General features: G+C 46.1%; 23 protein-coding genes and 1 pseudogene. 16 read left to right on the plus strand and 8 right to left on the minus strand.

The window, feature by feature from the left end; translation table 11 throughout:
* Positions 1 to 894: 894 nt before the first annotated feature.
* Positions 895 to 1,470, plus strand: coding sequence for an LbetaH domain-containing protein (locus BM257_RS13485; RefSeq protein WP_092073766.1), 576 nt, complete (start codon positions 895 to 897; stop codon positions 1,468 to 1,470).
* On the opposite strand, the gene BM257_RS13490 is transcribed toward BM257_RS13485, so the two are convergent.
* Positions 1,451 to 2,350 (minus strand): helix-turn-helix transcriptional regulator, encoded by a 900-nt coding sequence (locus tag BM257_RS13490; protein WP_092073768.1) that lies wholly within the window; start codon positions 2,348 to 2,350, stop codon positions 1,451 to 1,453. The genes BM257_RS13485 and BM257_RS13490 overlap by 20 nt on opposite strands.
* A gap of 158 nt (positions 2,351 to 2,508) precedes the next feature.
* Here BM257_RS13490 and BM257_RS13495 point away from each other — a divergent pair, with 158 nt between their 5' ends.
* From BM257_RS13495 to BM257_RS15215, 5 genes and pseudogenes are all read left to right on the plus strand, one after another.
* Positions 2,509 to 3,675 carry an iron-containing alcohol dehydrogenase gene (locus tag BM257_RS13495; protein WP_092073770.1) on the plus strand — a complete coding sequence of 389 codons (1,167 nt, stop codon included), beginning with the start codon at positions 2,509 to 2,511 and terminating at the stop codon, positions 3,673 to 3,675.
* A 37-nt stretch (positions 3,676 to 3,712) separates the two neighbouring features.
* On the plus strand, positions 3,713 to 4,465 hold the full coding sequence (locus BM257_RS14640) for an antibiotic biosynthesis monooxygenase (RefSeq protein ID WP_143096870.1): 753 nt from the start codon (positions 3,713 to 3,715) through the stop codon (positions 4,463 to 4,465).
* A gap of 83 nt (positions 4,466 to 4,548) precedes the next feature.
* Positions 4,549 to 5,040 carry a cyclophilin-like fold protein gene (locus BM257_RS13505; RefSeq protein WP_177216131.1) on the plus strand — a complete coding sequence of 164 codons (492 nt, stop codon included), beginning with the start codon at positions 4,549 to 4,551 and terminating at the stop codon, positions 5,038 to 5,040.
* Between the two features lie 38 nt (positions 5,041 to 5,078).
* Positions 5,079 to 5,927 (plus strand): annotated as a pseudogene (locus BM257_RS15210) (carboxymuconolactone decarboxylase family protein); the annotation flags it as partial.
* A gap of 141 nt (positions 5,928 to 6,068) precedes the next feature.
* Positions 6,069 to 7,112 carry an alpha/beta hydrolase gene (locus BM257_RS15215; protein ID WP_255405843.1) on the plus strand — a complete coding sequence of 348 codons (1,044 nt, stop codon included), beginning with the start codon at positions 6,069 to 6,071 and terminating at the stop codon, positions 7,110 to 7,112.
* A gap of 55 nt (positions 7,113 to 7,167) precedes the next feature.
* Here BM257_RS15215 and BM257_RS13515 read toward each other — a convergent pair whose 3' ends face one another.
* Positions 7,168 to 7,548 (minus strand): rhodanese-like domain-containing protein, encoded by a 381-nt coding sequence (locus tag BM257_RS13515; protein WP_092073776.1) that lies wholly within the window; start codon positions 7,546 to 7,548, stop codon positions 7,168 to 7,170.
* A 118-nt stretch (positions 7,549 to 7,666) separates the two neighbouring features.
* Here BM257_RS13515 and BM257_RS13520 point away from each other — a divergent pair, with 118 nt between their 5' ends.
* From BM257_RS13520 to BM257_RS13530, 3 genes are all read left to right on the plus strand, one after another.
* Positions 7,667 to 8,782, plus strand: coding sequence for a C1 family peptidase (locus BM257_RS13520; protein ID WP_092073778.1), 1,116 nt, complete (start codon positions 7,667 to 7,669; stop codon positions 8,780 to 8,782).
* 80 nt (positions 8,783 to 8,862) lie between these two features.
* Positions 8,863 to 9,264 carry a low molecular weight protein-tyrosine-phosphatase gene (locus BM257_RS13525; RefSeq protein WP_369821331.1) on the plus strand — a complete coding sequence of 134 codons (402 nt, stop codon included), beginning with the start codon at positions 8,863 to 8,865 and terminating at the stop codon, positions 9,262 to 9,264.
* Complete coding sequence (locus tag BM257_RS13530; RefSeq protein ID WP_092073867.1) at positions 9,257 to 10,321, plus strand: glycerate kinase family protein; 1,065 nt, start codon at positions 9,257 to 9,259, stop codon at positions 10,319 to 10,321. The genes BM257_RS13525 and BM257_RS13530 overlap by 8 nt, the downstream gene beginning before the upstream one ends.
* A gap of 234 nt (positions 10,322 to 10,555) precedes the next feature.
* Here BM257_RS13530 and BM257_RS13535 read toward each other — a convergent pair whose 3' ends face one another.
* The gene (locus BM257_RS13535) at positions 10,556 to 11,284 is read right to left on the minus strand and encodes a Bax inhibitor-1/YccA family protein (protein WP_092073780.1); all 729 of its coding nucleotides are present in this window, start codon (positions 11,282 to 11,284) and stop codon (positions 10,556 to 10,558) included.
* Positions 11,285 to 11,459: 175 nt separating this feature from the next.
* Between BM257_RS13535 and BM257_RS13540 the strand changes: the two genes are divergently transcribed.
* Both BM257_RS13540 and BM257_RS13545 read left to right on the plus strand, forming a co-directional pair.
* A complete protein-coding gene (locus BM257_RS13540; protein ID WP_092073782.1) occupies positions 11,460 to 11,867 on the plus strand; it encodes a DUF4332 domain-containing protein in 408 nt (135 codons plus the stop codon).
* 8 nt (positions 11,868 to 11,875) lie between these two features.
* Positions 11,876 to 12,685 carry an SGNH/GDSL hydrolase family protein gene (locus BM257_RS13545; RefSeq protein ID WP_092073784.1) on the plus strand — a complete coding sequence of 270 codons (810 nt, stop codon included), beginning with the start codon at positions 11,876 to 11,878 and terminating at the stop codon, positions 12,683 to 12,685.
* Here the strand turns inward: BM257_RS13545 and BM257_RS13550 are convergent, their stop codons facing one another.
* On the minus strand, positions 12,686 to 15,703 hold the full coding sequence (locus BM257_RS13550; RefSeq protein ID WP_092073786.1) for an FAD-binding and (Fe-S)-binding domain-containing protein: 3,018 nt from the start codon (positions 15,701 to 15,703) through the stop codon (positions 12,686 to 12,688). It lies immediately after the preceding gene.
* A gap of 171 nt (positions 15,704 to 15,874) precedes the next feature.
* Here BM257_RS13550 and BM257_RS13555 point away from each other — a divergent pair, with 171 nt between their 5' ends.
* The 4 genes from BM257_RS13555 to BM257_RS13570 are packed head-to-tail and all read left to right on the plus strand — an operon-like array spanning position 15,875 to position 20,235.
* A complete protein-coding gene (locus tag BM257_RS13555) occupies positions 15,875 to 17,479 on the plus strand; it encodes an L-lactate permease (RefSeq protein ID WP_092073788.1) in 1,605 nt (534 codons plus the stop codon).
* 56 nt (positions 17,480 to 17,535) lie between these two features.
* Positions 17,536 to 18,267, plus strand: a complete 732-nt coding sequence (locus BM257_RS13560) for a (Fe-S)-binding protein (RefSeq protein ID WP_092073790.1) — start codon at positions 17,536 to 17,538, stop codon at positions 18,265 to 18,267.
* A 13-nt stretch (positions 18,268 to 18,280) separates the two neighbouring features.
* Positions 18,281 to 19,648: a lactate utilization protein B gene (locus BM257_RS13565; protein WP_092073792.1), complete on the plus strand. Its 1,368-nt coding sequence runs from the start codon at positions 18,281 to 18,283 to the stop codon at positions 19,646 to 19,648.
* Entirely contained in the window at positions 19,645 to 20,235 is a 591-nt protein-coding gene (locus tag BM257_RS13570; protein WP_092073794.1) for a LutC/YkgG family protein, read from the plus strand. Before BM257_RS13565 ends, BM257_RS13570 begins: the two co-directional genes overlap by 4 nt.
* On the opposite strand, the gene BM257_RS13575 is transcribed toward BM257_RS13570, so the two are convergent.
* The 4 genes from BM257_RS13575 to BM257_RS13590 are packed head-to-tail and all read right to left on the minus strand — an operon-like array spanning position 20,232 to position 23,335.
* Positions 20,232 to 20,897: a B3/B4 domain-containing protein gene (locus BM257_RS13575; RefSeq protein ID WP_092073871.1), complete on the minus strand. Its 666-nt coding sequence runs from the start codon at positions 20,895 to 20,897 to the stop codon at positions 20,232 to 20,234. The two genes, BM257_RS13570 and BM257_RS13575, sit on opposite strands and share 4 nt — an antisense overlap.
* 14 nt (positions 20,898 to 20,911) lie before the next feature.
* Positions 20,912 to 21,586: a YggS family pyridoxal phosphate-dependent enzyme gene (locus BM257_RS13580; RefSeq protein WP_092073873.1), complete on the minus strand. Its 675-nt coding sequence runs from the start codon at positions 21,584 to 21,586 to the stop codon at positions 20,912 to 20,914.
* A complete protein-coding gene (locus BM257_RS13585; RefSeq protein ID WP_092073796.1) occupies positions 21,586 to 22,065 on the minus strand; it encodes a DUF4494 domain-containing protein in 480 nt (159 codons plus the stop codon). Before BM257_RS13585 ends, BM257_RS13580 begins: the two co-directional genes overlap by 1 nt.
* 28 nt (positions 22,066 to 22,093) lie before the next feature.
* The gene (locus BM257_RS13590; protein WP_092073798.1) at positions 22,094 to 23,335 is read right to left on the minus strand and encodes a protein kinase domain-containing protein; all 1,242 of its coding nucleotides are present in this window, start codon (positions 23,333 to 23,335) and stop codon (positions 22,094 to 22,096) included.
* 127 nt (positions 23,336 to 23,462) lie between these two features.
* Here BM257_RS13590 and BM257_RS13595 point away from each other — a divergent pair, with 127 nt between their 5' ends.
* A complete protein-coding gene (locus tag BM257_RS13595; RefSeq protein ID WP_092073800.1) occupies positions 23,463 to 24,665 on the plus strand; it encodes a pyridoxal phosphate-dependent aminotransferase in 1,203 nt (400 codons plus the stop codon).
* Positions 24,666 to 24,684: the final 19 nt, after the last annotated feature.

The following is a 24,684-nucleotide window of genomic DNA, read 5'->3' on the forward strand; positions in this document are numbered from 1 at the left end:
AACCTCCAACTGGTCTTGCGCCCTTTATTTATCGAGGTTTGCGGTATTTTTAGTGGGAGGTTAGGGCAAGACAATGCCTGTACAATATATAAATTATATAATATATTAATATTATATAATTCTTAAAATGTATCATTGTGCACAGATTACAGTTTGCATAACAGTTAACAGTTAACAGTTAACAGTTGGTATTATACAAATACTCAACCGATGGTAGGGATAAAGCGTGACAGTTGTGACAGATGACAGTTAGTGAAAGACACTATCACAAATCACAGATCACAGTTATTGAAACGGAAACGGAAACGGAAACAGTTAGGTTGAAGTTGATTTTTCAATGAAGTCAGATTTATTATTATGTATATATTATTATATATATAATATATATATTATATATATAATAAATTTAGTACCAGTATTTTTTTCACTTTAAGCTAACTGTTTCCGTTTCCGTTTCCACTCTGTTTCCAGTCCCGTTTGCTGAAAACTGAAAAAAATCCTCTTCGGTCAATCTCAAAACAAGTAACTGTGATCTGTGATCTGTGATTGATTTTGTCTTTTTCGCTAACTGTTAACTGTTAAACTGTTAAAAACCAACCCAAAACTTACTGTCACAACTGTCACTGTCACGCAAAAGTATGGGGCAATTTGATTCCGATGCCTTCTATCCCCCACTCCAGTATCTGCCATCACTTGTACTAAAGCCTAGTATGACTGATACTAAAGGCTGTTATACCCCTATGGGAGATACTGGAATACATCTTAAGAGATATTAGAGAAGGGTTAAGGGGTTAAGGGTTCAAGGTTAAGGGTTCAAGGTTACCACATTTTTTAGGGAAACAACAAAACAAATTACATAAAAATGATTATCTTTGCCAGCAAAAAGAACGGATTATGAACAAGCAACCCGACATATGTATGTTTGACATGATAGACGCCACTGGGTCTGGCTACAAAAACGACCCTCGTATGCGTAACGTGGAGGCAGAGATGATACGAAGTCATGAGTTATGCCTGAAAATCTCGTCCAAGAAGCCCACAGATCCTGACTATAAGAGTCTGTTGGAAGAACTGTTTCGATGTGAGATAGATGATAGCGTCGCTATTGTTTCACCTTTCTATTGTGATTGCGGATGTCGGATGACAATCGGGAAGAATGTGACAATCAACAAAGGGGCAACGATACTCTCTCCCGGGAGGGTGGTGATAGAAGACAACGTCCTGATTGGTCCCGAGGTGAAGATTGCGACAGTTGATCACGATTTATACGACAGGCACAACCTCTTCCATTTCGGGAAGGTGACGATCAAAGAGAACGCGTGGATCTGCATCGGTGCCATCATCTGCCCGGATGTAACTATTGGCAGAAACGCCGTCGTTGCCGCAGGTGCTGTGGTGACGAAGGATGTCCCGGACGATGTGGTAGTTGGCGGCAACCCAGCGCGGATTATCAAGAAGATTTCCCCATGAACTCGCTGGGAGTGAGTCCCGTGATGCGTTTAAAGAGACGAGTGAAATGATGAGGGAAGTCAAAACCCAGCAGCCGTGAAGTCTCGCTGATGTTGTGTCCCTGCATCAACAGACTTTTCGCTTGGTTTATGATGTAGTTGTGGATATAGCCGATGGCAGTACCGCCCGTTGCCTTGTGGACGATATCGCCAAAGTAACGGGGTGAATAAGCTAATTCGGAGGCGCACCAAGCGACGGTGGGCAGTCCCTCAGACAACTGGCGGTTCTCGCGGAAATATGTTTGAAGTAAGTTATGGAAACGCTTTAACACATCGTTTCTATCTGTATCTTTCTCAGACAGTTGTCGCAAATAGATACGGTTACAGTATTCGAGTATCAGTCGCAGATAACCCAATAGGATATTTCGGAGTGATGGTGAATCTTCATGTGTCTGTAATTCTTGTCGCATCTGAGCTACCAACTGTGTGATACAGAGCCATTCGTCGGGTTCCATATGCAGCGAGTCGTCGAAGAAATAGGAGAAGAACTGATAGCGGTCTATCTGACGTTCCAGATCTGTTCCATGCAACAATTCTGGCGACCATAGCAATACCCATCCACACAATGAGATGCGTTCGCCATTATCTTCCAATCCACCTATCTGTCCTGGTTCAACGGCAATGATAGAACCATCGCTCACCTGCAATTTCCTCATACCATATGAGAGATTGAAGGGGAACTGTCGCTGGATGAACAGTCCATATACACCATAGTTATTCAGGCTATGACGGAAAGGTGCCAACTCGTCATAATGAATGATGCTCACTAACGGGTGCAACACAGGTGCATCCACAAAACGAGCGTAGTCGTTGGGGCTGTCAACCTTCAAAATATTCCTCATAACGATTGCAAAGATACAAAAATAGTCTAATAATGGTATATATTTTGTGTTTTTTTTGCATTATCTGCGAAATTGGTATATAATCAGCCAATATGTGTAATACCTATATCAAATAATGTGCGTACCTTTGCAGTCGAAAACTTTAAAACGATAAAATTATGTTAGGTAACTTTACATTCCACAATCCCACAAAACTACACTTCGGTGAGGATTCTTTAAGCAAACTGAGTGAAGAACTGAAAAACTACGGCAAGAAGGTAATGCTTTGCTATGGTGGTGGTAGTATTAAGCGCAACGGCATCTATGACCAAGTGATGGCTGAACTGAAAAAGGCTGGCTGCGAGGTGGTAGAGATTGCTGGCGTGATGCCTAACCCAACGATAGAAAAGGTGCTGGAGGGTGCCCATCTGGCTCGCAAAGAGAATGTCGATTTCATCCTCGGCGTGGGTGGTGGCTCTACCATTGACTACTGTAAGGCTGTAGCCGGAAGCGCTTGGTACGATGGCGACCCTTGGGAGTATTACTTCAAGAACTGGCAACCGATGACCTGCCGTTGGATTCCTGTGGGTTGTGTGCTCACGATGGCTGGCACAGGTTCTGAGATGGACAGCTGTTCGGTTATCTCCAGTCACTCGGAGAACCGCAAGCTGTTCTATAACTTCCGCAATCCTGATTTCTCCATCCTCAACCCTCGTTTCACATTCACCGTTCCCAAGTATCAGATGGTGGCTGGTATCTACGACATCATGAGTCACATCCTGGAGCAGTACCTCTCTGGCACCGACGACAACACCAGCGATTATATCGCCGAGGGACTGATGCGCTCACTCATCGTCAGCTCAAGCAAGGCGAATGTCAACCCAGAGGACTATGAGGCACGCTCAAACATCATGTGGACAGCCACATGGGCACTCAATACGCTCATCGACCGCGCTAAGGCTACCGACTGGATGGTTCACATGCTGGGACAGGCTGTTGCTGCCTTTACCGATGCCACACACGGTCACACACTTGCTGCCGTCAGTGGTGCCTACTACCGTCTGCTCATTAATAAGTCAAGCGATGCTGTACTGAAGTTCAAGCGTCTGGCTATGAATGTATGGGGCGTTTCTGCCGAAGGAAAGACCGACGAGCAGATAGCGATGGAAGGTCTTGAGACGATGGAACAGTGGATGCGCGAACTAGGACTGGCGATGAACATCACTGACTGCGGTGCTAAGCCAGAAATGATAGAGGGAATGGCTGATGCTTGCCCCATCTGTCAGGGTGGCTACTATATCCTGAACCGCGACGAGGTAGTACAGGTACTGAAAAATAGTTTATAGTTGAAAGTTGAAAACTAAAGCATTATTGCTGAGTCTTATGATAGCAGCAAACGGTTTCGCTCAGGGCGTGATTGATGTGCATAGTCACATCATCACTCCTGAGTTCGTGTCATCTCTTGAAAAAGAGGGACGACTGATGGACGAGGGATTCCCTCTGCCGAAGTACAATGTGGAGAATCATCTGAAGTGGATGGACGAAGCTGGTGTACAAACATCGGTGCTGACATTGGCTGCACCACAACCATCATCTGCTGAGGTCGTGAGACAAACCAACGAGGCTGCCGCCCGTATCAAGAAGGAACACCCAGGTAGATTCCTGTTCTGTGCTGCCCTGCCCTTACCTGATGTCTCGAAATCCATTGAGGAGGCAAAATATGCCCTCGACGTGCTGAAGGCCGATGGTATCAAATTGGCTACGTTTGAACAGACGGGAGAAAAGCCATCGGCTGCTACTGCAACAGCCAATATGATTGTCCGTATTGCAGAGATTGAGGTCTATCCGCAGTATCTGGAGGAATACTTAGCCTTTGCCAACGAAGTAGACCGCCTCAGTATAGAACGCGAGCCAGGTGTCATCTGCCTCTTTCCTATGCAGAGTGCCGAAGACTCATGCCAGATTCGCATCCTCGAGATCTATGCATCAGAGGAAGCTTATCAGAGTCACTTGAAGACAGCACACTTCCTGAAGTACAAGCAGGGTACACTCCACATGGTGAAAGACCTCAAACTACCCACAATGAAACCGCTCGACCCTGAAACAATGAAACTAATATTCAAAAAGCAAAGATAACAATGCAAAAGATTCTATTATTTTTAGCAACAATGCTTTTCTACTGCTGTTCCTCAGACAACGAAGTGAAGGCACAAATTACTATGGATAAAATTTATATTACCATCGGTGGACAAACGCAGAGCGTGACGCTGGTCGATAATGATGCCACACGCGAGTTGGTTGCTGCACTGCAAGATGCGCCCATCACGGTCACGCTCAACGACAACGATTTTGAGATATGGGGACCGTTGGGCAGATCACTGACAACGAAAAACGAGCAGATGACAGCCCAGCCCGGAGATGTCGTTCTCTACAGCGGACAATACATCTGTATCTTCTATGCCAGCAACTCATGGAGCTATACACGTTTAGGACATATCGACGGACTGTCAGAAAATGAGCTTCACACATTCCTGAAGGCAGGTCAAAACAACATCAGTGTTACACTTTCGCTTACTTCAGGTACGACAGCCATCAAGAGCATTAATAGCAATCAGAAAAAAGATGGAGCATATTATTCACTGAATGGTGTGAAGGTAAGCAATCCTTCAAAAGGTATTTATATCAAGAATGGTAAAAAAGTAATCTTATAATGCAAAGAATTGTTTTATTTTTAATCGCAATATTGACTATGTCTACAATAGACGCAAATACGCTGACAGAGCGTCAAAAGGGATTGGCAGCATGTGCCTGTCTGATGGCACAGGGTGATATGAATCGTTTGGAGCCTGCCGTACGCATGGCGCTCGACAAGGGTGTAACCATCAACGAACTGAAGGAAGCTTTCTCACAGCTCTATGCTTACACAGGGTTCCCACGAAGTCTGAATGCGTTGGGAGTATTGAATAAGGTTTTGGAAAACAAGCAGTCTGACTGGCAAGAAGGGAAGCCTTGGAAGCGTCCTGCAGAATGGGACGATGCCAAGAAGGCCTATGAACTGGGGACAAAGAACCAGACACAGCTCTCTGGAAAACCCTTCAACTATACCTTCTGTCCTCAGGACGACTACTACCTGAAGTCACACCTCTTCGGTGATATCTTCGCTGGCGACCAGCTCTCTGCTGCCGACCGAGAGATAGTGACCGTAGCAGCCCTGAGTGGTCTCGAAGGTGTTGCTCCACAACTCGCCGCCCACAAGCAGGGTGCCGTGAATATGGGTAACTCGAAGCAGTTGGTAGATGAGCTCTCCGCTTGGCTCTGCAACGAGGGTTATACCCTGAGCACCAAGTGGTCCAAAGGTGAGCCTAACCCTTACGGAAAGTATTTCATCGGTCAGAGCTACTTGGCAGATGTTGGCGGTGGTGTGATGAACGTTACGTTTGAACCTGGATGTAGAAACAACTGGCACATTCACCACAAGCAAGTGCAGGTGTTGATTTGCGTTGCAGGTCGTGGTTGGTATCAGGAATGGGGCAAGGCTCCCGTTGAGATGACCCCTGGCACCGTCATCGCCATCCCTGCAGAAGTCAAGCACTGGCACGGAGCACAAAAGGACTCATGGTTCCAGCACCTTACCTATCATAAGGATGTTCAAGAGGGAGCATCGAATGAATGGTGTGAGCCGGTAGACGATGCTACCTATCAATTATTAACGAGTAACAAACAAACTACAGACGAGAATATGAAACAGGAATTAAATCTGACCCAAGAATGGGACAAGGTGTTCCCATTGAGCGAGAAGGTAAATCACAAGAAGGTGACATTTGAGACACAGTATGGACTGACACTGGCTGCAGACCTCTATACACCCAAGGACGCCAAAGAAAAGTTACCTGCCATCGCCGTCTCCGGTCCTTTCGGAGCCGTCAAGGAACAGTGTAGCGGACTCTATGCGATGAAGATGGCAGAGCGTGGCTTCGTGGCACTTGCCTTCGACCCTTCATATACTGGTGAGAGCAGCGGCGAACCTCGTCGCACGGCTTCACCAGACATCAATACAGAGGACTTTATGGCTGCCGTCGATTTCCTCTCGAAACAGGACAACGTGGATGCAGAGAAGATTGGCATCATCGGCATCTGCGGTTGGGGAGGCATCGCTTTGAATGCTGCCGCTGCCGATACACGCATCAAAGCTACCGTAGCCTCGACGATGTATGATATGACACGTGTCAGCGGTAACGACTACAACGATGCTTTCGACAACGAACAATGGCGCCACAGGAACCGTGAGAACCTCTCGAAACAACGGCTCGCCGACCCCAATGCGATGGCAGGTGGTGTACTGGACACCGTACCCCCACAGGCACCTCGCTTCGTTCATGACTACTTCGACTACTACAAGACAGAACGCGGTTATCACAAACGCTCTGGCAACTCAAACGACGGCTGGCGCGTCATCGGTACACAGGCATACGCTAACAGCCGTTTCCTCTACTACATCAACGAGATCCACTCTGCCGTCCTCGTGATGCATGGTGCCGATGCCCACTCACGCTACTTTGGCGAGGCTGCCTATCACTATATGGTGGAAGGTAAGGCAGAAGGTTATAAGTTCGTCGGTGAGCCTAACCCCAACCCAGAGAACAAGCAGTTGCTCATCATCCCCGATGCCTCACATTGTGACCTCTATGATGGCGGCTATGAGGAAAAGGCAGGAAAAGGCCAGCCCAAGAACATGATTCCCTGGGACTCTTTAGCAGATTTTTTCAAAAAGAATCTGAAGTAAAAGCAAAAAAGGAACCAATATATTAGATCACACCTCTGGGCGACTGACTCATACTTTATTCCGAGATCAGGGGCATTTTCGCCTCTTTCCATGCAAGGATACCCCCCTTGAGGTTCACACACTTATAGCCAATGTCTGCTAATTTGCCTGCAGCATTGGCGGAGCGACGACCACTACGACAGTAGATGGCGATGGTCTTGTCTTTCGGTAGTTTTGACTTTGCCTGTTCCACAAAATCATTTTGGAACTGGTCGATAAGAATGGCTCCCTTGATATGCCCTTCGGCATACTCATCGGTTTTCCGCACATCGAGGATCACCACGTTGGAGTCATTTATCAATTCGGCAAACTCCTTCACTTCGATATTCTCAAAATTCTGGCTGCAAGCTGTGTTAAGCCCGAGTACAGTCAATAAAAAAATGATTATCTTTTTCATTGTAAAAAATAAAATTCATTGCAAAAATAAGAAAAAAAAAGAAAATACAACAGTCTTTTTTCTAAATTATAACATTTTTGATTATCTTTGCGACCAATAGTTAATGAACAATAAATCAATGAGAAAGATCACATTATTTGTCATCAGCCTGATGTGTTGTATGAGCACTTCAGCACAGGAGCATTTACAGAAGGGCGCAAAGACCTCGGAAGAGAAAAAGACGTTCAAGGTTATAAAGGAACTGCCAATAACAAGCGTAAAGAACCAATACCGGAGTGGAACGTGCTGGGCGTATGCCACACTAGGGTATTTTGAGAGTGAGATATTACGAAAGACGGGCAAGACCTATAATCTGTGTGAGATGTTCGCAGTCAACAAGGACTATATGGACTGTGCCACACATTATGTCCGCATGCACGGTTACAGTCAGATCTCTGAGGGAGGCTCGTGCGATGACGTGTTAGAAGTCATCCGCCAGCACGGCATCTGTCCAGAGGAAGCGATGCCGGCGCCAGGATCGCTGACAGGAGATTCCCTGGCTAACTTTAAAGTATTCTTCCCCGAACTGGAGCAAACGATAAGAGGTATTATCAAGAAAGATGCCAAGACGCCATTACCACATTGGCAAGACAGTGTCCAGTCAGTCATTGAACGCTATATCGGTCGTTGTCCTCAGTCGTTTGTCTACGAAGGAAAGACATACACGCCAAAGTCTTTTGCAGAAAGTCTTGGACTTGATTTCGAGGATTATGTCAGTCTGACAAGCTATACCCATCATCCTTTCAACAAGTGGTTTATTATCGAGGCTCCTTACAAATGGCGGTTGAAACCCAGTTACAATCTTCCCATCAACCAATTGATGGAGGTGCTCGACAAAGCACTGGACGCTGGCTATACCGTAGCATGGGGTGGCGATGTGTCTGGAAATTTTACACGCACAGGTATTGCTATGTTACCCGACAGTATCATCCCCTCTCAAGAATTGCGTCAAGAACAATGGAATAACTGGGAATTCACATACGACCATGTGATGCTTATCTACGGAAAAGCTCTTGACGAGCAAGGGAAGCCATACTACCTGGTGAAAAACTCATGGGGGAAATACGGACAATATGAGGGTATCTGGTATATGTCACGCGACTTTATAACACTGAACACCACCTATCTGTTTCTCAACCGCCATGCGCTCCCTAAGAAATTGCGTGAGGACCTCAACGTCAGCGATTTCAACTAATCATGGCACCACAAACTATGAATAATAAAGGTAAACACAGGATACTCTTCGTGTGTCATGGGAATATCTGTCGTAGCCCGATGGCAGAATTTGTCATGAAAGATCTGGTGGAAAAGGCAGGTCTGGAAGACTCTTTCCTGATTGAGTCGGCAGCAACATCGACAGAGGAGATCGGTAATAGCGTCTATCCTCCCGCAAGACGTAAACTGGCAGAGCATGGTATCAGCTGTGAAGGAAAGACGGCTCGTCAGATGACTCGCTCAGATTACAATCGTTACGACTTGCTGATAGGTATGGATTCTTGGAATATCCGAAACATGCGGAACATCTGCGGTGGTGATCCTGAAGGGAAGATCACGATGCTGATGGACTATACCAGTCGACCTGGCGACGTTGCCGACCCGTGGTACACAGGTGACTTTGAAGCAACTTGGCGCGATGTATTGGAGGGCTGTCGTGCCGTATTGGATCAATATGAGTAAGATCATCGTAGCTATTGACTCGTTCAAGGGGTGTCTGACATCCGCGGAAGCGAATCAAGCAGCTGCGGAGGGCATCCTCCAGAAGATGCCTGACGCGGAGGTGATACAGATTCCTGTCAGTGATGGTGGAGAGGGATGGTTGGATGCCTTTCTGTCAGCAACAAGTGGACAGTTGGTGGATGTTTTAGTAAGAGATCCGCTGATGCGTCCTATCATGGCACAGTATCTGAAACAAGAGGATACGGCGGTCATTGAGATCGCCAAAGCGAGTGGACTGACTCTGCTCACACCAGAAGAGCGTAATCCAATGGTAGCTACCAGTTATGGTACCGGACAGCTTATCGTGGATGCCGTACGCCGGGGATGTAAAGAGATTATTGTAGGACTTGGTGGCAGCGGTACCAGTGACTGTGGTATCGGGATGTTGCGAGCGATCATTGATGCTTTCGCAAAAGGGGGCTCATGGGATGAGGTGCATCAACTAGAGGGTATCCATTTCACTATCGCCTCCGATGTCACGAATCCACTATGTGGCGAATATGGTGCAGCCTCTGTCTTCGCACCCCAAAAAGGAGCCACCCCAGAAATGGTCACTGCCCTCGATGCACGTGCCAGACAATTTGCGGAGAAATCAGCACTCCATTTTGGCTATGACCGTCAGGAGATGACTGGTGCCGGGGCTGCCGGAGGACTGGGTTATGCCTTCCTGCAATACCTAAACGCAGACTGTCGCCCAGGTATAGACCTTCTTCTCGACGCTGTTCGTTTCAACGACATCCTTGAAGGGGCAGAGAGAGTGATTACCGGCGAAGGGGCTGCCGACAGTCAGACACTCATGGGCAAATTACCTTATGGTATTCTCCAGCGAGCGAAACAATATCATGTTCCTGTCACACTGATTGCCGGTCGTATCAATGATTACCAACAATTGTTCGATGCCGGTTTCTCACAGGTTGAGTGCATCAATCCCCCTGCCCTTCCCTATGAAGAAGCTATCAAGCCAGAGACTGCGAAAGAAAATATCCGCATCACTACATCCATGACATGTTATCAATAGCCACCTACACAGTTATAAATAAAATCCATATTATAGGATTTGTTAATAGATTTTCAGACAAGATTTAAAGGATTTCAAAGATAATTAATAGGATTTTCCACGTATTTTATTTGTATGATATTGATGTTAATATACCTTATGACATTCTGAAAAGATGACCTCACAAGAGGGATTCCCCTTGTGAGGTCAAAACGTATGGGCAGTCAGCGATTTGATGAGGTCGATATTTAACTTTTATTCTCTCTTTCCGAAGATGCGGAGGAGATAGATAAACAAGTTGATGAAGTCGAGATAGAGGGAGAGGGCTCCCAACAGCGCATATTTCTGTGCAGTCTCACCAGCATCAGGTGCCTGCATCAACATCTGCTTGATTTTCTGAGTATCATAGGCAGTGAGTCCTACGAAAATCAGTACACCAGCATAGCTCAGGATGAGTTCAAAGCCTGTGCTCTTCACAAAGAACACATTGACCAGTGTGGCAATGATTAGACCAATCAACGCCATCAGCAGGTATTTACCCATCGACGAGAGATCCGTCTTAGTGGTATAACCCACAATGGCCATTGCACCGAATGTTCCTGCAGTGATAAAGAATACTGTAGCTATAGAGCTGCTGGTATAGGCAAGGAAGATATACGACAGCAAGGCACCATTGATGACCGAATATGCCACGAACATCAAGGTCGCTACTGGCAATGATAGTTTGTTGATTGCCGCACTCACACTAATGACAAGTGCGAACTCAGCGATAATCAGTCCCCAGAACAGGATCTGATTGGTATAGATTGCTTGCAGTATACCCGGGCTGTTTGCTACGCCATAGGCAGTGATACCAGTAATCACCAAAGCCATTGTCATCCATACATACACCTTACGCATCAATACAGGAAATGCAGCAGAGACATCCCATTGCCTTTCTGTTGTTGCTGCATACTCTTTCAATTCATAATCGTTGTAATTCATCGTTTTCTCTATTAATATTAAATTCAGGGCAAAGATAGTTATTTATTTCCCTTATTATGCAAAAATCTGTATTAAAAAAGAATAAAAAGTTGTTGACATCTGATTTATTTCGTATATTTGCCGATGCAGTGTGCAAAGTGCATCAACTGTTAGAACTAAAACTAATATTACCATTATGACTTACAAAGTAATTGACATTGAAGGTGTTGGCGAGATTTATGCCGAGAAATTGATTGCAGCAGGTATCAAGACTGATGCCGAATTATTAGAGAAATGTGCGAAACCCGCTGGTCGCAAAGCGTTAGAGGCAGAAACCGGTATCAGTGGTAAACTGATTCTGAAATGGGCAAACCACTGTGACCTGTATCGTATCAACGGAGTCGGTCCTCAGTTTGCCGAGTTACTGGAATCTGCTGGTGTTGACACTGTCAAGGAACTCAAGCACCGTGTGGCAGAGAATCTGCAGGCGAAGTTAGAGGATGTGAATGCCCAGAAGAACCTGACCAACCGTGTTCCTGCTGTTGTGGAGATTCAGAAGATGATTGACCAGGCAAAGGAGTTGCCTGCTGTCATGGAATATTAAGAATCACTATGAGGCAACGATTATTGATTATATTTGTTACGGCACTGTTTTGTGGTGCCGTACATGCACAGAATGCGCTTGTCCATCCATGGATGAACAAGCGCGTGGCATATTTTGGAGACTCCATTACCGATCCTAAGAACAATGGTTCAAAAGTGAAATATTGGAACTTTCTGCAGGATTGGTTAGGTATTACCCCATACGTCTATGGCATCAGCGGTCGACAATGGAATGACATTCCCAACCAGACCGATAAGTTGAAGGCACAACATGGAGATGAGGTTGACGCTATCATGATCTTCATTGGTACCAACGACTTCAATGACGGAGTGCCCATCGGAGAGTGGTATGACATCCAAGAAGAGGAAGTGATGGCGGGCATTCACGAAACCAAGCATATCGTCACCAGAAAAAGGATGCATCCCATCATGACAACGGACACCTATAAAGGTCGTATCAATATCGCCTTGGATAAGCTAAAGCGTGCCTACCCCACCAAACAGATTATTCTACTTACCCCCATCCATCGTGCCGGTTTCTATGCCAACGACAAGAACTGGCAGCCCACGGAAGACTATTATAATCGTTGTGGAGAACCCCTTCAGCGATATATCGACGCTGTCAAGGAAGCAGGTAACATATGGGCTGTGCCCGTCATCGACCTTCATGCCCTTAGCGGTCTTTTCCCTCTGATGGACGAACATGTGCAGTATTTCAAGGACGGAGCCATTGACCGTCTGCACCCCAATGACAAAGGGCACGAGCGTATTGCCCGTACCCTCTACTATCAGTTGAGTGTTCTTCCCTGTACGTTCTGATTACTTCTTTGCCGTCGTACACTCATTCACCAAGTATACGATACTCATATAAGGAATACCTGTGTTCGTCTCCAGACCTATCTCACAGGTACGGCTATTGCTATATCCCACTTCAATATGATTCTCCTCTATCTGCGGACGGAGTTTACGAAGACCATATTTGTTCAGTTCTGGGAACGTAAAGCCCCTGTCGCCAGCAAAGCCACAACAGCCGACACCTTCAGGCAAGAACACATTCTTTGAACAAAGTTTAGCGAGTGCTATCATATCCTTATCAACACCCATCTGACGTGTCGAGCAAGTGAGATGCAAAGCGACGTGACGATCAACAGGATGGAAATCAAGACGATCTACAAGATATGTCATGATAAACTCCGCAGGCTCATAGAGTTTCATCTTATGCATGACCTTTTTCATACGATGCAGACACGGACTTTGGGCACAGAGCACAGGATATTTCCCTTCCTCTGATGCCTTCCATAATGCAGCCTCCAGTTCAGCACTCTTACGATCTGCTATGTCAAGCATTCCTTTCGACTCCCATATCTGTCCACAGCACATCTTTTCCATACCCTCTGGGAATATCACCTCATAGCCTGCTTTCGTCATCAGTTGGATGATTTCGTCAACGAGATCGTGTTTCTTGCCGCCATTCTTCGACTGTCCCATCGTCTGATTGATACAACTGGGGAAGTAGACAACTTTGAGCCTCCCCTCGCCTTTTGGAGAGGGGTTGGGGGTGAGACTTCTTTCAATAATGAACTGCGTAAGATCGGAAGGTTTGGGCTGACGTTTCTTCTTCGGCATAGCCGTTGTCCATAACGGAAGTCCCATCTTATTCATTCCTCGACAAATGTTCGTCATCAGTGTTGAACCAAGTGTGACATGTCCGAGGTGTGCCATATCGAGTACAACACGCAATCCAGACTTGATACCTGCCATGTGATTAGCGGCGAACTCACCAATCTTATAACCTGTCGGATTATTGTTCATATCCAATTGGCGAATCAAGTGCGTCAATTCCCCCGTATTAATCTTCATCGGACAAGAAGTAGAACATAGTCCATCCGTCGCACATGTCTGGTCACCATAGTATTTGTACTGTTTTTTCAGCGTAGCCAGGCGCTCAGGATTCTCACCTGTTGCTGTGAGATGACGGATCTCACGTTGTACGGCGATACGCATTCTCGACGAGAGCGTCAGTCCGCACGACATACAGTTCACTTCGCAGAAGCCACACTCTATACATTTATTGGCGCGCTTTACCTGTTCGACAGTCTCTTTTGCCGTTGAGAGTGACGGATCCATCAGATACTTGCCGCCATCGGGAACGCTGTCAAAATCGTAGTCAAGGACAGGCAATGGTTTCAGACACTTAATAAAGCAATCTGGATCATCATTGAAGATAACACCCTGGTTCAGCAGTCCCTCCGGGTCGAAGATTGCCTTCAACTCCTTCATTACCTCGAAAGCTTTCTCGCCCCATTCGTATTTCACAAACGGAGCCATATTACGACCTGTCCCATGTTCCGCCTTCAACGAACCGTCATATTCTTCTACTACCAACTTCGCCACATCACGCATCATCTCAGCATAGCGAGCCACCTCGTGCTCATCAGCAAAACTCTGATTCAAGATGAAGTGGTAGTTACCCTCAAAAGCATGACCATAGATACAGGCATCGTCATAGCCATGGTCAGCAATTAGTTTCTGAAGTTTGACAGTTGCCTCAGGCAATGACTCTATGGGGAACGCGACATCCTCTATCAAGCACGATGTGCCTATAGGACGTGTACCACCCACACTGGGGAAGATGCCACTGCGGATAGCCCAATACTTGCCATATACGGCAGGGTCTTCCGTAAACTCTGCAGGGATATAGAGACGGAACTGTCCGAGACATTCCTTAATCTTGGCAATCTTTTCCAATAGTTGTTCGTGCGTGATACCCTTTGTTTCCGTCAAGATAGCAGTCAGGTTGTGATAGTCACCAGGTTGTACACCATCTATCTTACCTGCATCCACATCTTTCTGATACTGCAGGTAGACAGGATCATCCACAGAACTGAGCGACTTATAGTCAAGCATCTCTGCACTCTTCACCATCAAGTTCTCGGCACTCATCTTCAAGTCATCGTCACCAGCCTTCAGTTTCTTCATGGCGACGACTGCCTCACAACTTTCTTTCATTGTCAGGAAGTAAACCATTGCCGATGCTTTGAACTGATAATCATGAAGTGTCTTCATGGTAACTTCAGAAAGGAAAGCGAGCGTACCCTCACTACCTACCATCGAATGAGCTATGATATCGAAAGGATCATCGTATGCGATAAGCGGACGCAGGTTCAAACCCGTTACATTCTTAATCGAATATTTCTTGCTGATACGTTCTGACAATTCCTTATCTGCACGCACTTTGTCGCGCAGGACTTCTATCTTTGCCAGAAATTCAGGATGACTCTTCCGAAAAGCCTCCCTACTCTCTTCAGAACCCGTATCAAGAACAGTACCATCAGTCAGAATGATACGTGCTGATATCATCATGCGATCACTATTAGCGTGCACACCACAATTCATACCAGAGGCATTATTGATGACGATACCGCCCACCATTGCCGAACCAATTGAGGCTGGGTCAGGTGGGAAAACCCTACCATATGGTTTCAATATCTCATTCACCTTGGCGCCTACAATACCAGGTTGCAGTCTGATAGTATCCTGATTCTCGCCTATCTCGTATTTCTCCCAATGTTTGCCTGCCACGATAAGCACACTATTTGTACAACTCTGACCACTCAAGGAAGTACCTGCTGCACGGAAAGTGAAAGGCAGGTTATATTTCTTACAGGCTTTGACAATCTTTGAGATTTCTTCCTCGCCATCACTACGGATAACGACTTTCGGAATCTGGCGATAGAAACTGGCATCCGTTCCCCAACCAAGAGTACGTAGTTCATCGGTATAAATACGTTCAGACGGAATGAACTGTCTAAGGTCGGCAAGGAATTTCTGAATCATAGGTCACTATTGGAATTAGTAAAACGTGTATTGTCTGGGACAAAGATACAAAAAAATACTATCATTGGTACGTCTTTTATTATTCTTTTACTAAAATATGATGGCTTTGTGAGAAAAAAGTATTATATTTGCCATCAGAACATAATATTTACGCCAACAACTAAAAAGCCAATGTCTGCATTAATATCAGTTATTCCCATCTTATTACTCATCGTCCTGATGATGGGTTTTAAAGTGTCTGGTTACAGGAGTGCCATCACCACCCTCATAGTCACTATATTCTTATCACTGTTTGCCGTGCCTGCTATGAGTATCATTCCAGAGAAATATGCTGACACAAGTATCTTAGGTATCACGTTATGGTCTATAGTAGAAGGACTGCTGAAGGCATGTTTCCCCATTATCCTGATTATCATCTGTGCTATCTTCAGTTACAACATTCTTTGTGAGACAAAGGAGGTAGAGACTATCAAAGCGCAATTTATCCAGATGACCTCTGACAAAGGTCTGTTAGTATTGTTGTTGACGTGGGGTCTTGGCGGCGTATTGGAAGGTATGGCAGGTTTCGGAACGGCTGTTGCTATCCCTGCTGCCATCCTTATAGGATTAGGTTTTAAGCCGATGTTCTCCGCTGTCATCTGTTTGGTAGCGAACACCGTTGCTGTAGGTTTCGGAGCAGTTGGTCTGCCTGCTACGACACTTGCCAACCAAGTTGCTGCAAGTGGTGTAGCCACACCTGAGGAACTCTGTGAGGTCGCCACCTTTATTATATTACAACTCTCACTGATGTTCTTCATCACCCCGTTCCTCATTCTGATGATGACAGACAAAACAAAGATTCTGAAGAATATCTGCATTGCCCTCTTCGTAGGAACATGCTCCATCATCGTACAGTTCTGCTGTGCACATTGGATAGGTCCAGAGACGCCAGCCATCCTCGGTTCTGTGGCAGCTATCTTCGCGATGCTTATCTACAACAAGCTGTTCATTCACGATGAGAACCCTGCCGATGAGGTTATTGTTGAAAAAAAGAAATTAGGTATAGCAAAAACCCTGAAGGCATGGAGTGTCTATGGACTGATTATCTTCTTCATCCTCATCTCAAGTAAGATTGTCCCACCTGTCAATGATTTGTTGAGCAACACTTTGGTAACGAAGTTTGATATACCAGTCATAGGTAATACCTTTAAGTTCGGATGGTTGTCAAATGCTGGACTGATGATCTTCCTTGGAGCAGTCATCGGAGGTATGATTCAGGGGATGAGTTTGAGCAGTCTGATGAATTTGCTCGCCAAAACAATCCTTAACTTGCAGAAGACCATCGTCACCATCTGTTGTCTGGTAGCGATAGCGATGCTGATGAACAACACTGGGATGACCAATGACATCGCCAAAGGGCTCGTCCTACTGACAGGAGCCACATTCCCATTCTTTGCGCCACTCATCGGCTCCATCGGTACCTTTGTTACAGGTAGTGCCACCAATGCCAATATTCTCTTCGGAAAACTACAAGCCACTGCTGCCAGCGACTTAGGATTGGTCAACCAAGGAACGTTCTTCGGCGTAACAGGTAATGAGACTAACTGGCTCGCTGCAGCTAATTGTGCAGGCAGTGAAGGAGGTAAGCTGCTATCTCCGCAAAGTATCGCTATCGCAACTGCAGCCTGTAACATGGAGGGACAAGATGGTAACATCATGCGTAAGACGATGCCTTTCGCCATCTTCTGGATACTGATGAACGGACTGATAGTGTTCCTCGGGCTGCATGTGATATAGTCGCCATATCGAAATAACATTATAACGTAATAACGAAAACATAAAAGAAAGAAATAATGAAAATAGGACTATTTATCCCCTGTTATGTGGATGCCGTCTATCCTGAGGTTGGATTAGCAACGTATAAGTTGCTGAAACACTTAGGACTGGAGGTCACATATCCACAGAAGCAGACTTGTTGTGGACAGCCGATGGCAAACGCAGGATTTGAGAAGCAGGCGATTCCCCTGGCTGAGAAGTTTGATAATCTTTTCAAGGACTTCGATTATGTCGTGGCACCAAGTGTCAGTTGCACTGCCTTCGTGCGCATCAACTACCCCCGTCTGCTCAATCACGAATGCCAGACAGCAAAGAGATGTTTGGATGTCGTGGAGTTCCTGCATGATATCGTGAAGGTAGATCGTCGCTTAGGCACTTTCCCTCATAAGGTCAGTCTGCACAATTCATGTCATGGTGTCCGTGAATTAGGACTCTCCTCCCCTTCCGAGGAGCATGTCAAGCCCTTCAATAAAATCAAGGACCTTTTGCAACTCGTTGATGGTATTCAGGTTGTAGAGCCAGAACGTCCAGATGAGTGTTGTGGTTTCGGTGGTATGTTTTCCATCGAAGAGACTGCTGTTTCTGCCCAAATGGGTAAGGACAAAGTGGAGCGTCATATCCAGACGGGTGCCGAATATGTGACAGGACCCGACTGTTCATGCCTCATGCATATGGCTGGTGTTGCAAAGAAACAAGGCCTTAACATTAAATTCAAACATGTAGTAGAGATTTTAGCAGCAGGATTTTGAAGGATTGAAATTTATGAGTACAGCACATTCAAAAGCAGCTAAGGAGTTCTTGAAGAACCAACAATATGCCCACTGGCACGATGCCACCTTCTGGGCAGTACGCACAAAGCGTGATAATATGGCTTATGGTCTCGACGAATGGGAACAGTTGCGCGAGAAGGCATCCGCTATCAAACGTCATACTATCACTCATCTGGATGAGTATCTCGACCAGTTTGCTACCAATGCTGAGAAGAACGGCGTGGAAGTACACTGGGCCAAAGATGCAAAAGAGTTCAATGAGATTGTCTATGGTATCCTGAAGAACCATGATGTAAAAAAGATGGTGAAGTCAAAGTCTATGCTCACGGAAGAGTGTGAGATGAATCCCTATCTGGAAGAACGTGGCATTGAGGTTGTCGAGACGGACCTCGGCGAGCGTATCATCCAGTTGAAAGGACAAAAACCCTCGCATATCGTGATGCCTGCCATCCATCTGAACCACGATGACGTAGGGGAACTCTTTGAAGAGAAACTCGGCAGTGAGAAAGGCAACCATGATCCCACGTATCTTACCTATTGTGCTCGTCTGAGTCTGCGTAATGAATTCCTGACAGCAGACGCAGGTATGACTGGTGCGAATTTCGGCATTGCTGAGACAGGCGACATCGTGGTATGCACTAACGAAGGAAATGCAGACATGTCAACCTCCTGTCCCAAACTGCATATCGTCGCCATCGGACTCGAGAAAGTCATTCCTAACTACGAGTGCCTGGCTGTCTTCCAGCGAATGCTTTGTCGTGCTGGAACAGGACAGCCGACCACAACTTATACCAGTCATTTCCGCAAGGCTCGTCCAACTGCTCACAAGATGCATATCGTCTTAGTGGATAATGGACGCTCGGAGTGGGTTGCCAACCCTGAACACTGGGAGTCGCTGAAGTGTATCCGTTGTGGTTCTTGTATGAATACCTGTCCTGTCTATCGTCGCTCTGGCGGTTATAGTTATAGTTATTTCATCCCAGGACCTATTGGCATCAACCTCGGCATGTTGCGAGACGCACAACAGCATTCTGGCAATGTCTCGGCATGTACGCTCTGCCTGAGTTGCCAGACAGTCTGTCCTGTGAAGGTAAACTTAGGCGATCAGATCTATCTCTGGCGCCAGCAACTGGATTCGTTCGGAACAGCTAATCCACAGAAGAAACTGATGTGTAAGGGAATGTCGATACTTTATGGTAGTTCTGGACTTTATAATTTTGGAACAGGACTCGCCCATTGGGCCAATAGTATCCCCTCTCCTCTCATGAATTGTGGTCTTAACCCATGGGCAGAAGGGCACGACATGATGAAATTCCCCAAGAAACCATTCCATGAAATGATTAAAGACATAGAGAAATGAGCAGCAAAGAAGATATATTGAAGAAATACAGGGCTAATGTCAGAGAGAAATTTGACATGCCCGACCTGAGTGATATCAAGGCGATTACCTATACTGACCCTTTGGTACAGTTTATTGCCATGAGTGAGAGTGTGGGCGGACATGTCATCGAAGTAAAAGACGACAGAACGGTTGACAGCATCATCCAAGAGATATATCCCAACGCTAAGGAGATTGCCTCCAATCTTCCTGAAGTGACGATTGCCACTCGTAACCCTGATACTGTAGGATGTGCAAGCGACTTGAACGGCACAGACGTGGGAGTTATTCGTGGTATGTTTGGGGTGGCTGAGAACGGATGTATCTGGATTCCTCAGCAGATGAAGGAGAAAGCAGTCTGTTTTATCTCCGAGAACCTGGTTATTCTGTTGCCAAAGCATGAGATCGTGAATAACATGCATGAGGCATACAAGCGGATAACGTTCGATAAGGAGTACGATGGCTATGGCACTTTCATCAGCGGTCCCTCCAAAACAGCAGACATCGCACAAGTCTTAGTGATGGGAGCTCAAGCTGCTCGAAGCGTCACCATCCTACTGATGCCCTAACGATAGATGAAATAGGTTCCACCATCACTATGCGCATACTTGCGCAATAGTTCTTGTATGAAACGGGCGTTATCCGTAACACGGTCTTCCTGTCCGTCATAACCATTGATTAGCACCACCAAATGGCGTGTGCTGATTGTTATTTTCGTACGTTCATGGTCACTGGTAGGAGTGCCTACCCCGCCCTCTGCGTCACGATAGACAGGCAATCCATGAATATTGATCATTCCACGACCGATACCCTCGTAAGGTTCTCCTTCCCTGCCAATGCCCAACGTCAGCGTGTCACCCACGAACTTGTCGGCATCAAAGCCGCCGATACTGTAGCCATAAGCGATAGAAGCCAGGTTGATAAGGTCTACTAAAGTATCTATCTGATACAGTTCCTTACCCTGCAGCATCCTTCGTATCAGAGCTTCTGAGGCAGGGCGATAACGCGAGGGATCCTTTCCACAAGCCTTATACACTCGTCGTGTGGCAGCGATTCCACTTAATTCTTTCAACGACTCCGTCGTCAACTCCTTGCGGAAACGCTCCTCCATCTCATGAATCTCGTCCCATAAAGCCTGCGAGAATGCCGTATTCTCAACCTCCGCATCTACACAAGCACCCACGAAACCAGGACAGACAGACTCTATCTCTTCTGAAACGATAATCTTCATAGCCTTCATTTATACTAATAGACGCGAGGACCAAAGATAGTAGTACCAATACGTACCATCGTGCTCCCTTCATCTACTGCAATCTTATAGTCATGACTCATCCCCCAGGAACGCTCACAGAACGAGGGCTCATCAGCAAAATACTGCGATTTCACCTCATCAAAGAGCGCTCTTGCCATTCTGAACTCAGAACGGATTTGTGCCTCATCGTCTACATTAGACGCCATCATCATCAGACCACAGATACGGACATGTTTCAATTCCTTCCATGCGCCATCCGCCAATAATTGCCTACAAGCATCAGGAGTCAGTCCGTACTTTGTTTCTTCCGCTGCGATATGCAGCTCCAGCAAGACATCGATAACACGCTCATTTTTAGCAGCTTGCTTGTCAATCTCTTTTAAAAGCTTGAACGAGTCGACAGCTTCTATCATGGTAATATAAGGAGCGATATACTTCACCTTATTCGTCTGTAGATGACCAATAAAATGCCAGTGTATATCCTGGGGTAATGTCTCCACCTTCTGACGCAATTCCTGCTCATGGCTTTCCCCGAAGACACGCTGTCCCTCTTGATAGGCTGCCTCTATATACTCGTTAGGGTGATATTTACTAATTGCCACAAGGCGGACACCCTGTGGCAAATCAGCAAGAACCTGTCTTAAATTCCCTTTGACGTCGTAGTCCATCATCTATCCATCTCTGTTGTGTCGTCCTGACTGCTCTTTGCGTATTCAAAAACATCCATGAGGGTTGTCTCAGCAACACTGGCGATGACATAGTCCATCATCGAACCACCCATCACTTCCTCAATATTGTTGACAGCACCTTTCAAAGTACCGGCTTGCACGAGATAGTTGACACTGCTGCGTTTCTCCTTCTCCGTCTTCTCATCGATAGTGATAAACTGCAGCTTTGCTTTATACCAACGGTCAGCAGAAGCATCCTCACTAAAGAATATCTCCTTGTACGGAGCTATCTTGATATCCTTGACGGTAAACTCGCCACTGATATAGCTTGACATCTCCTCCATGATACGCTTCTCCGCTTCTGTGAAACTGAGGGCATCCACAGTATAAGTCTCATTTACTTTCTTCTGCAAGCCATCCTCCATCACTTTCTCGTAGGCTATTTTGCACTCAAACCATATTGCTGTTCTTGATCTCATCTTGTTGTACTTTTATTTCAATATTCTATTATTTCTGAATTCCACGACTATTGGAGCCACCCAAAGCATTCTTCTTCTGTTCAGTGAGACGCTCGATAATCTCTGTGGCAATCAGTTGGCTGCGAGAAGGATCCAATGCAGACTCTGCGGCTATTTCCTCTTGTGCCTTCATCAACTCAGCCACCGTTGACTCGCTTTGTGACATGAAATTCTTCTCTGTCACATTCATGTGTTCCTTATTATATATTTTTGAGAGAATCTTATCAGCAGCGGCAGTATAACGCTTACGGAAGATAGCCTCAGCCTTTGCCTGATATTCCTCTTGTGATTTTTGCTCAACAGAGACAAGAGAGTCTCCATCACTCACCACGCCCAATTCCTCTGGACTATAGCCATCGTCTATCAAATCATCCGTAGCCGTTCTGGGAGCCGGTTTAACGAACTCCACAGGATTACTCTCCGGCATCATGTCAAAATAGAGAGCGATGACCAGTCCTGCAATAGCAACGGCAATGATTCCCGATATCAACGAACGGAAGGTGTTTCGTCTGCGATTGATACTGTCAAGCATATCTTTCGGAGTATTAAAACGATCTTCTGGAGCCTCGCTGACAGCTTTCTTCACCACATTACGGAGTTCCAGGGGCATGTCTGCTTGGTCGAAGATTCTCTGTAACAAACGACCGACAGAATAAATGTCACAACGGTTGTCGACAGTTCCATTGTTCATCACCTCTGGTGCCACGAACTCCTCCATTCCACCATAATACAACTGCGAGGGATTGCTCATCGAGAGATAATGAGATCCCACATGCGTTAACAATACAGCATTATCCCCTTTTCGCAGAAAGATAGTTTCTGGAGAATAGCACACACCATACACACCTTGTTCATGTAGATAAGCCACCGCTTCCAACAACTGGCGAGTGAAATCCTCAATGAAATGAGGCTCAGCCACAATAGCCGGAGATTCGTTAAGAACATGTTTCAGTGGCTGATATTGTCCTTGTTCCATCTCCAGACGCACGATATCCTTTCCTTCTGTCTGAGGTCTGAAATGCAGAATATGCTGATTTGTGAGCGACGCATTCTGTTCACATTCCTTCTTCAGAGCCTCACAAAACTTGATATTATTATTCAGTTCTGGGGCGATGTCCACCACACTACGATATTTTCCGTCAATCTGTTGACGGTAATAATCACCAATCGGCAGACGGGTCTTATTGAGTTTTCCGTCCTTACGTGATGCTAAGAGTTCTTCGTAATTCATAATTCAGTTCGTTTGGATGCGCAAAAGTAAGCATTTTATTTGAAAAAGGAAAATATTATCTCATCTTTCATGTTTAATTTTTAATTTTTTCGTACCTTTGCATCCGATTTACGTAAATTAGAATACAATGCCGGAAATATCTGTTCGCGGACTGGAGATGCCCGAGTCACCGATTCGGAAACTTGCGCCACTTGCCGCTGCTGCGAAAAAAAGGGGTACCAAAGTGTATCACCTGAACATCGGACAACCTGACCTGCCAACACCCAAGGTGGGACTGGATGCCTTGAAGCAAATTGACCGAACCATCTTAGAGTACTCCCCTTCACAGGGTTATCTGAGCTATCGGGAGAAACTGGTCAGCTATTACGCAAAATATAACATCAATGTTACTGCCGACGATATCATTATCACGTCAGGAGGTAGTGAGGCAGTCTTGTTTGCCTTCCTCTCCTGCCTGAACCCTGGTGATGAGATCATCGTACCAGAACCAGCCTATGCCAACTATATGGCATTTGCCATCTCTGCAGGAGCGAAGATCCGTACCATTGCCACCACAATTGAAGAAGGTTTCTCCTTGCCAAAAGTAGAGAAATTTGAGGAACTCATCAATGACCGCACCCGTGCCATTATGATCTGTAACCCCAATAACCCGACAGGTTATCTCTATACCCGTCGTGAGATGCAGCAGATCCGTGACCTAGTAAAGAAATACAACCTGTATCTCTTCTCAGATGAGGTTTATCGTGAGTATATCTATACTGGATCCCCCTATATCTCTGCCTGTCATCTAGAAGGCATCGAACAGAATGTCATCCTCATCGACTCTGTCTCGAAGCGCTATAGTGAGTGTGGTATCCGTGTCGGAGCCCTTATCACAAAGAACGCTGAGGTCCGTAAGGCGGTGATGAAGTTCTGTCAGGCTCGTCTGTCTCCTCCCTTAATCGGACAGATTGTCGCTGAGGCATCATTGGATGCTCCTGAGGAATACTATCGTGATGTATACGACGAGTATGTGGAGCGTAGAAAGTGTTTGATTGACGGACTGAACCGTATTCCTGGTGTCTACTCACCCATCCCCATGGGGGCTTTCTATACAGTTGCCAAATTACCTGTCGATGATGCGGAGAAATTCTGCCGTTGGTGTCTTGCCGACTTTGAGTATGAGGGTGAGACCGTGATGATGGCTCCCGCCGCAGGATTCTATACCACCCCAGGTGCTGGCATCAACCAGGTCCGTATCGCCTATGTGCTGAAAAAGGAAGACCTTGAGCGTGCGCTTGTCGTACTGCAGAAAGCACTGGAGACTTACCCTGGAAGGGTAATGGAATAATACGTGTGAAGGGTTATTG

It is taken from the genome of Prevotella sp. tf2-5 (assembly GCF_900115435.1).
GTDB lineage: Bacteria > Bacteroidota > Bacteroidia > Bacteroidales > Bacteroidaceae > Prevotella.

What these genes read in the sequence shown, in the direction of transcription:
- BM257_RS13485 (WP_092073766.1), top strand. Translation starts at nt 895, where the DNA reads ATGAACAAGCAACCCGACATATGTATGTTTGACATGATAGACGCCACT.
- BM257_RS13490 (WP_092073768.1), bottom strand. Translation starts at nt 2,350, where the DNA reads ATGAGGAATATTTTGAAGGTTGACAGCCCCAACGACTACGCTCGTTTT.
- BM257_RS13495 (WP_092073770.1), top strand. Translation starts at nt 2,509, where the DNA reads ATGTTAGGTAACTTTACATTCCACAATCCCACAAAACTACACTTCGGT.
- BM257_RS14640 (WP_143096870.1), top strand. Translation starts at nt 3,713, where the DNA reads ATGATAGCAGCAAACGGTTTCGCTCAGGGCGTGATTGATGTGCATAGT.
- BM257_RS13505 (WP_177216131.1), top strand. Translation starts at nt 4,549, where the DNA reads ATGGATAAAATTTATATTACCATCGGTGGACAAACGCAGAGCGTGACG.
- BM257_RS15215 (WP_255405843.1), top strand. Translation starts at nt 6,069, where the DNA reads ATGAAACAGGAATTAAATCTGACCCAAGAATGGGACAAGGTGTTCCCA.
- BM257_RS13515 (WP_092073776.1), bottom strand. Translation starts at nt 7,548, where the DNA reads ATGAAAAAGATAATCATTTTTTTATTGACTGTACTCGGGCTTAACACA.
- BM257_RS13520 (WP_092073778.1), top strand. Translation starts at nt 7,667, where the DNA reads ATGAGAAAGATCACATTATTTGTCATCAGCCTGATGTGTTGTATGAGC.
- BM257_RS13525 (WP_369821331.1), top strand. Translation starts at nt 8,863, where the DNA reads ATGGCAGAATTTGTCATGAAAGATCTGGTGGAAAAGGCAGGTCTGGAA.
- BM257_RS13530 (WP_092073867.1), top strand. Translation starts at nt 9,257, where the DNA reads ATGAGTAAGATCATCGTAGCTATTGACTCGTTCAAGGGGTGTCTGACA.
- BM257_RS13535 (WP_092073780.1), bottom strand. Translation starts at nt 11,284, where the DNA reads ATGAATTACAACGATTATGAATTGAAAGAGTATGCAGCAACAACAGAA.
- BM257_RS13540 (WP_092073782.1), top strand. Translation starts at nt 11,460, where the DNA reads ATGACTTACAAAGTAATTGACATTGAAGGTGTTGGCGAGATTTATGCC.
- BM257_RS13545 (WP_092073784.1), top strand. Translation starts at nt 11,876, where the DNA reads ATGAGGCAACGATTATTGATTATATTTGTTACGGCACTGTTTTGTGGT.
- BM257_RS13550 (WP_092073786.1), bottom strand. Translation starts at nt 15,703, where the DNA reads ATGATTCAGAAATTCCTTGCCGACCTTAGACAGTTCATTCCGTCTGAA.
- BM257_RS13555 (WP_092073788.1), top strand. Translation starts at nt 15,875, where the DNA reads ATGTCTGCATTAATATCAGTTATTCCCATCTTATTACTCATCGTCCTG.
- BM257_RS13560 (WP_092073790.1), top strand. Translation starts at nt 17,536, where the DNA reads ATGAAAATAGGACTATTTATCCCCTGTTATGTGGATGCCGTCTATCCT.
- BM257_RS13565 (WP_092073792.1), top strand. Translation starts at nt 18,281, where the DNA reads ATGAGTACAGCACATTCAAAAGCAGCTAAGGAGTTCTTGAAGAACCAA.
- BM257_RS13570 (WP_092073794.1), top strand. Translation starts at nt 19,645, where the DNA reads ATGAGCAGCAAAGAAGATATATTGAAGAAATACAGGGCTAATGTCAGA.
- BM257_RS13575 (WP_092073871.1), bottom strand. Translation starts at nt 20,897, where the DNA reads ATGAAGATTATCGTTTCAGAAGAGATAGAGTCTGTCTGTCCTGGTTTC.
- BM257_RS13580 (WP_092073873.1), bottom strand. Translation starts at nt 21,586, where the DNA reads ATGGACTACGACGTCAAAGGGAATTTAAGACAGGTTCTTGCTGATTTG.
- BM257_RS13585 (WP_092073796.1), bottom strand. Translation starts at nt 22,065, where the DNA reads ATGAGATCAAGAACAGCAATATGGTTTGAGTGCAAAATAGCCTACGAG.
- BM257_RS13590 (WP_092073798.1), bottom strand. Translation starts at nt 23,335, where the DNA reads ATGAATTACGAAGAACTCTTAGCATCACGTAAGGACGGAAAACTCAAT.
- BM257_RS13595 (WP_092073800.1), top strand. Translation starts at nt 23,463, where the DNA reads ATGCCGGAAATATCTGTTCGCGGACTGGAGATGCCCGAGTCACCGATT.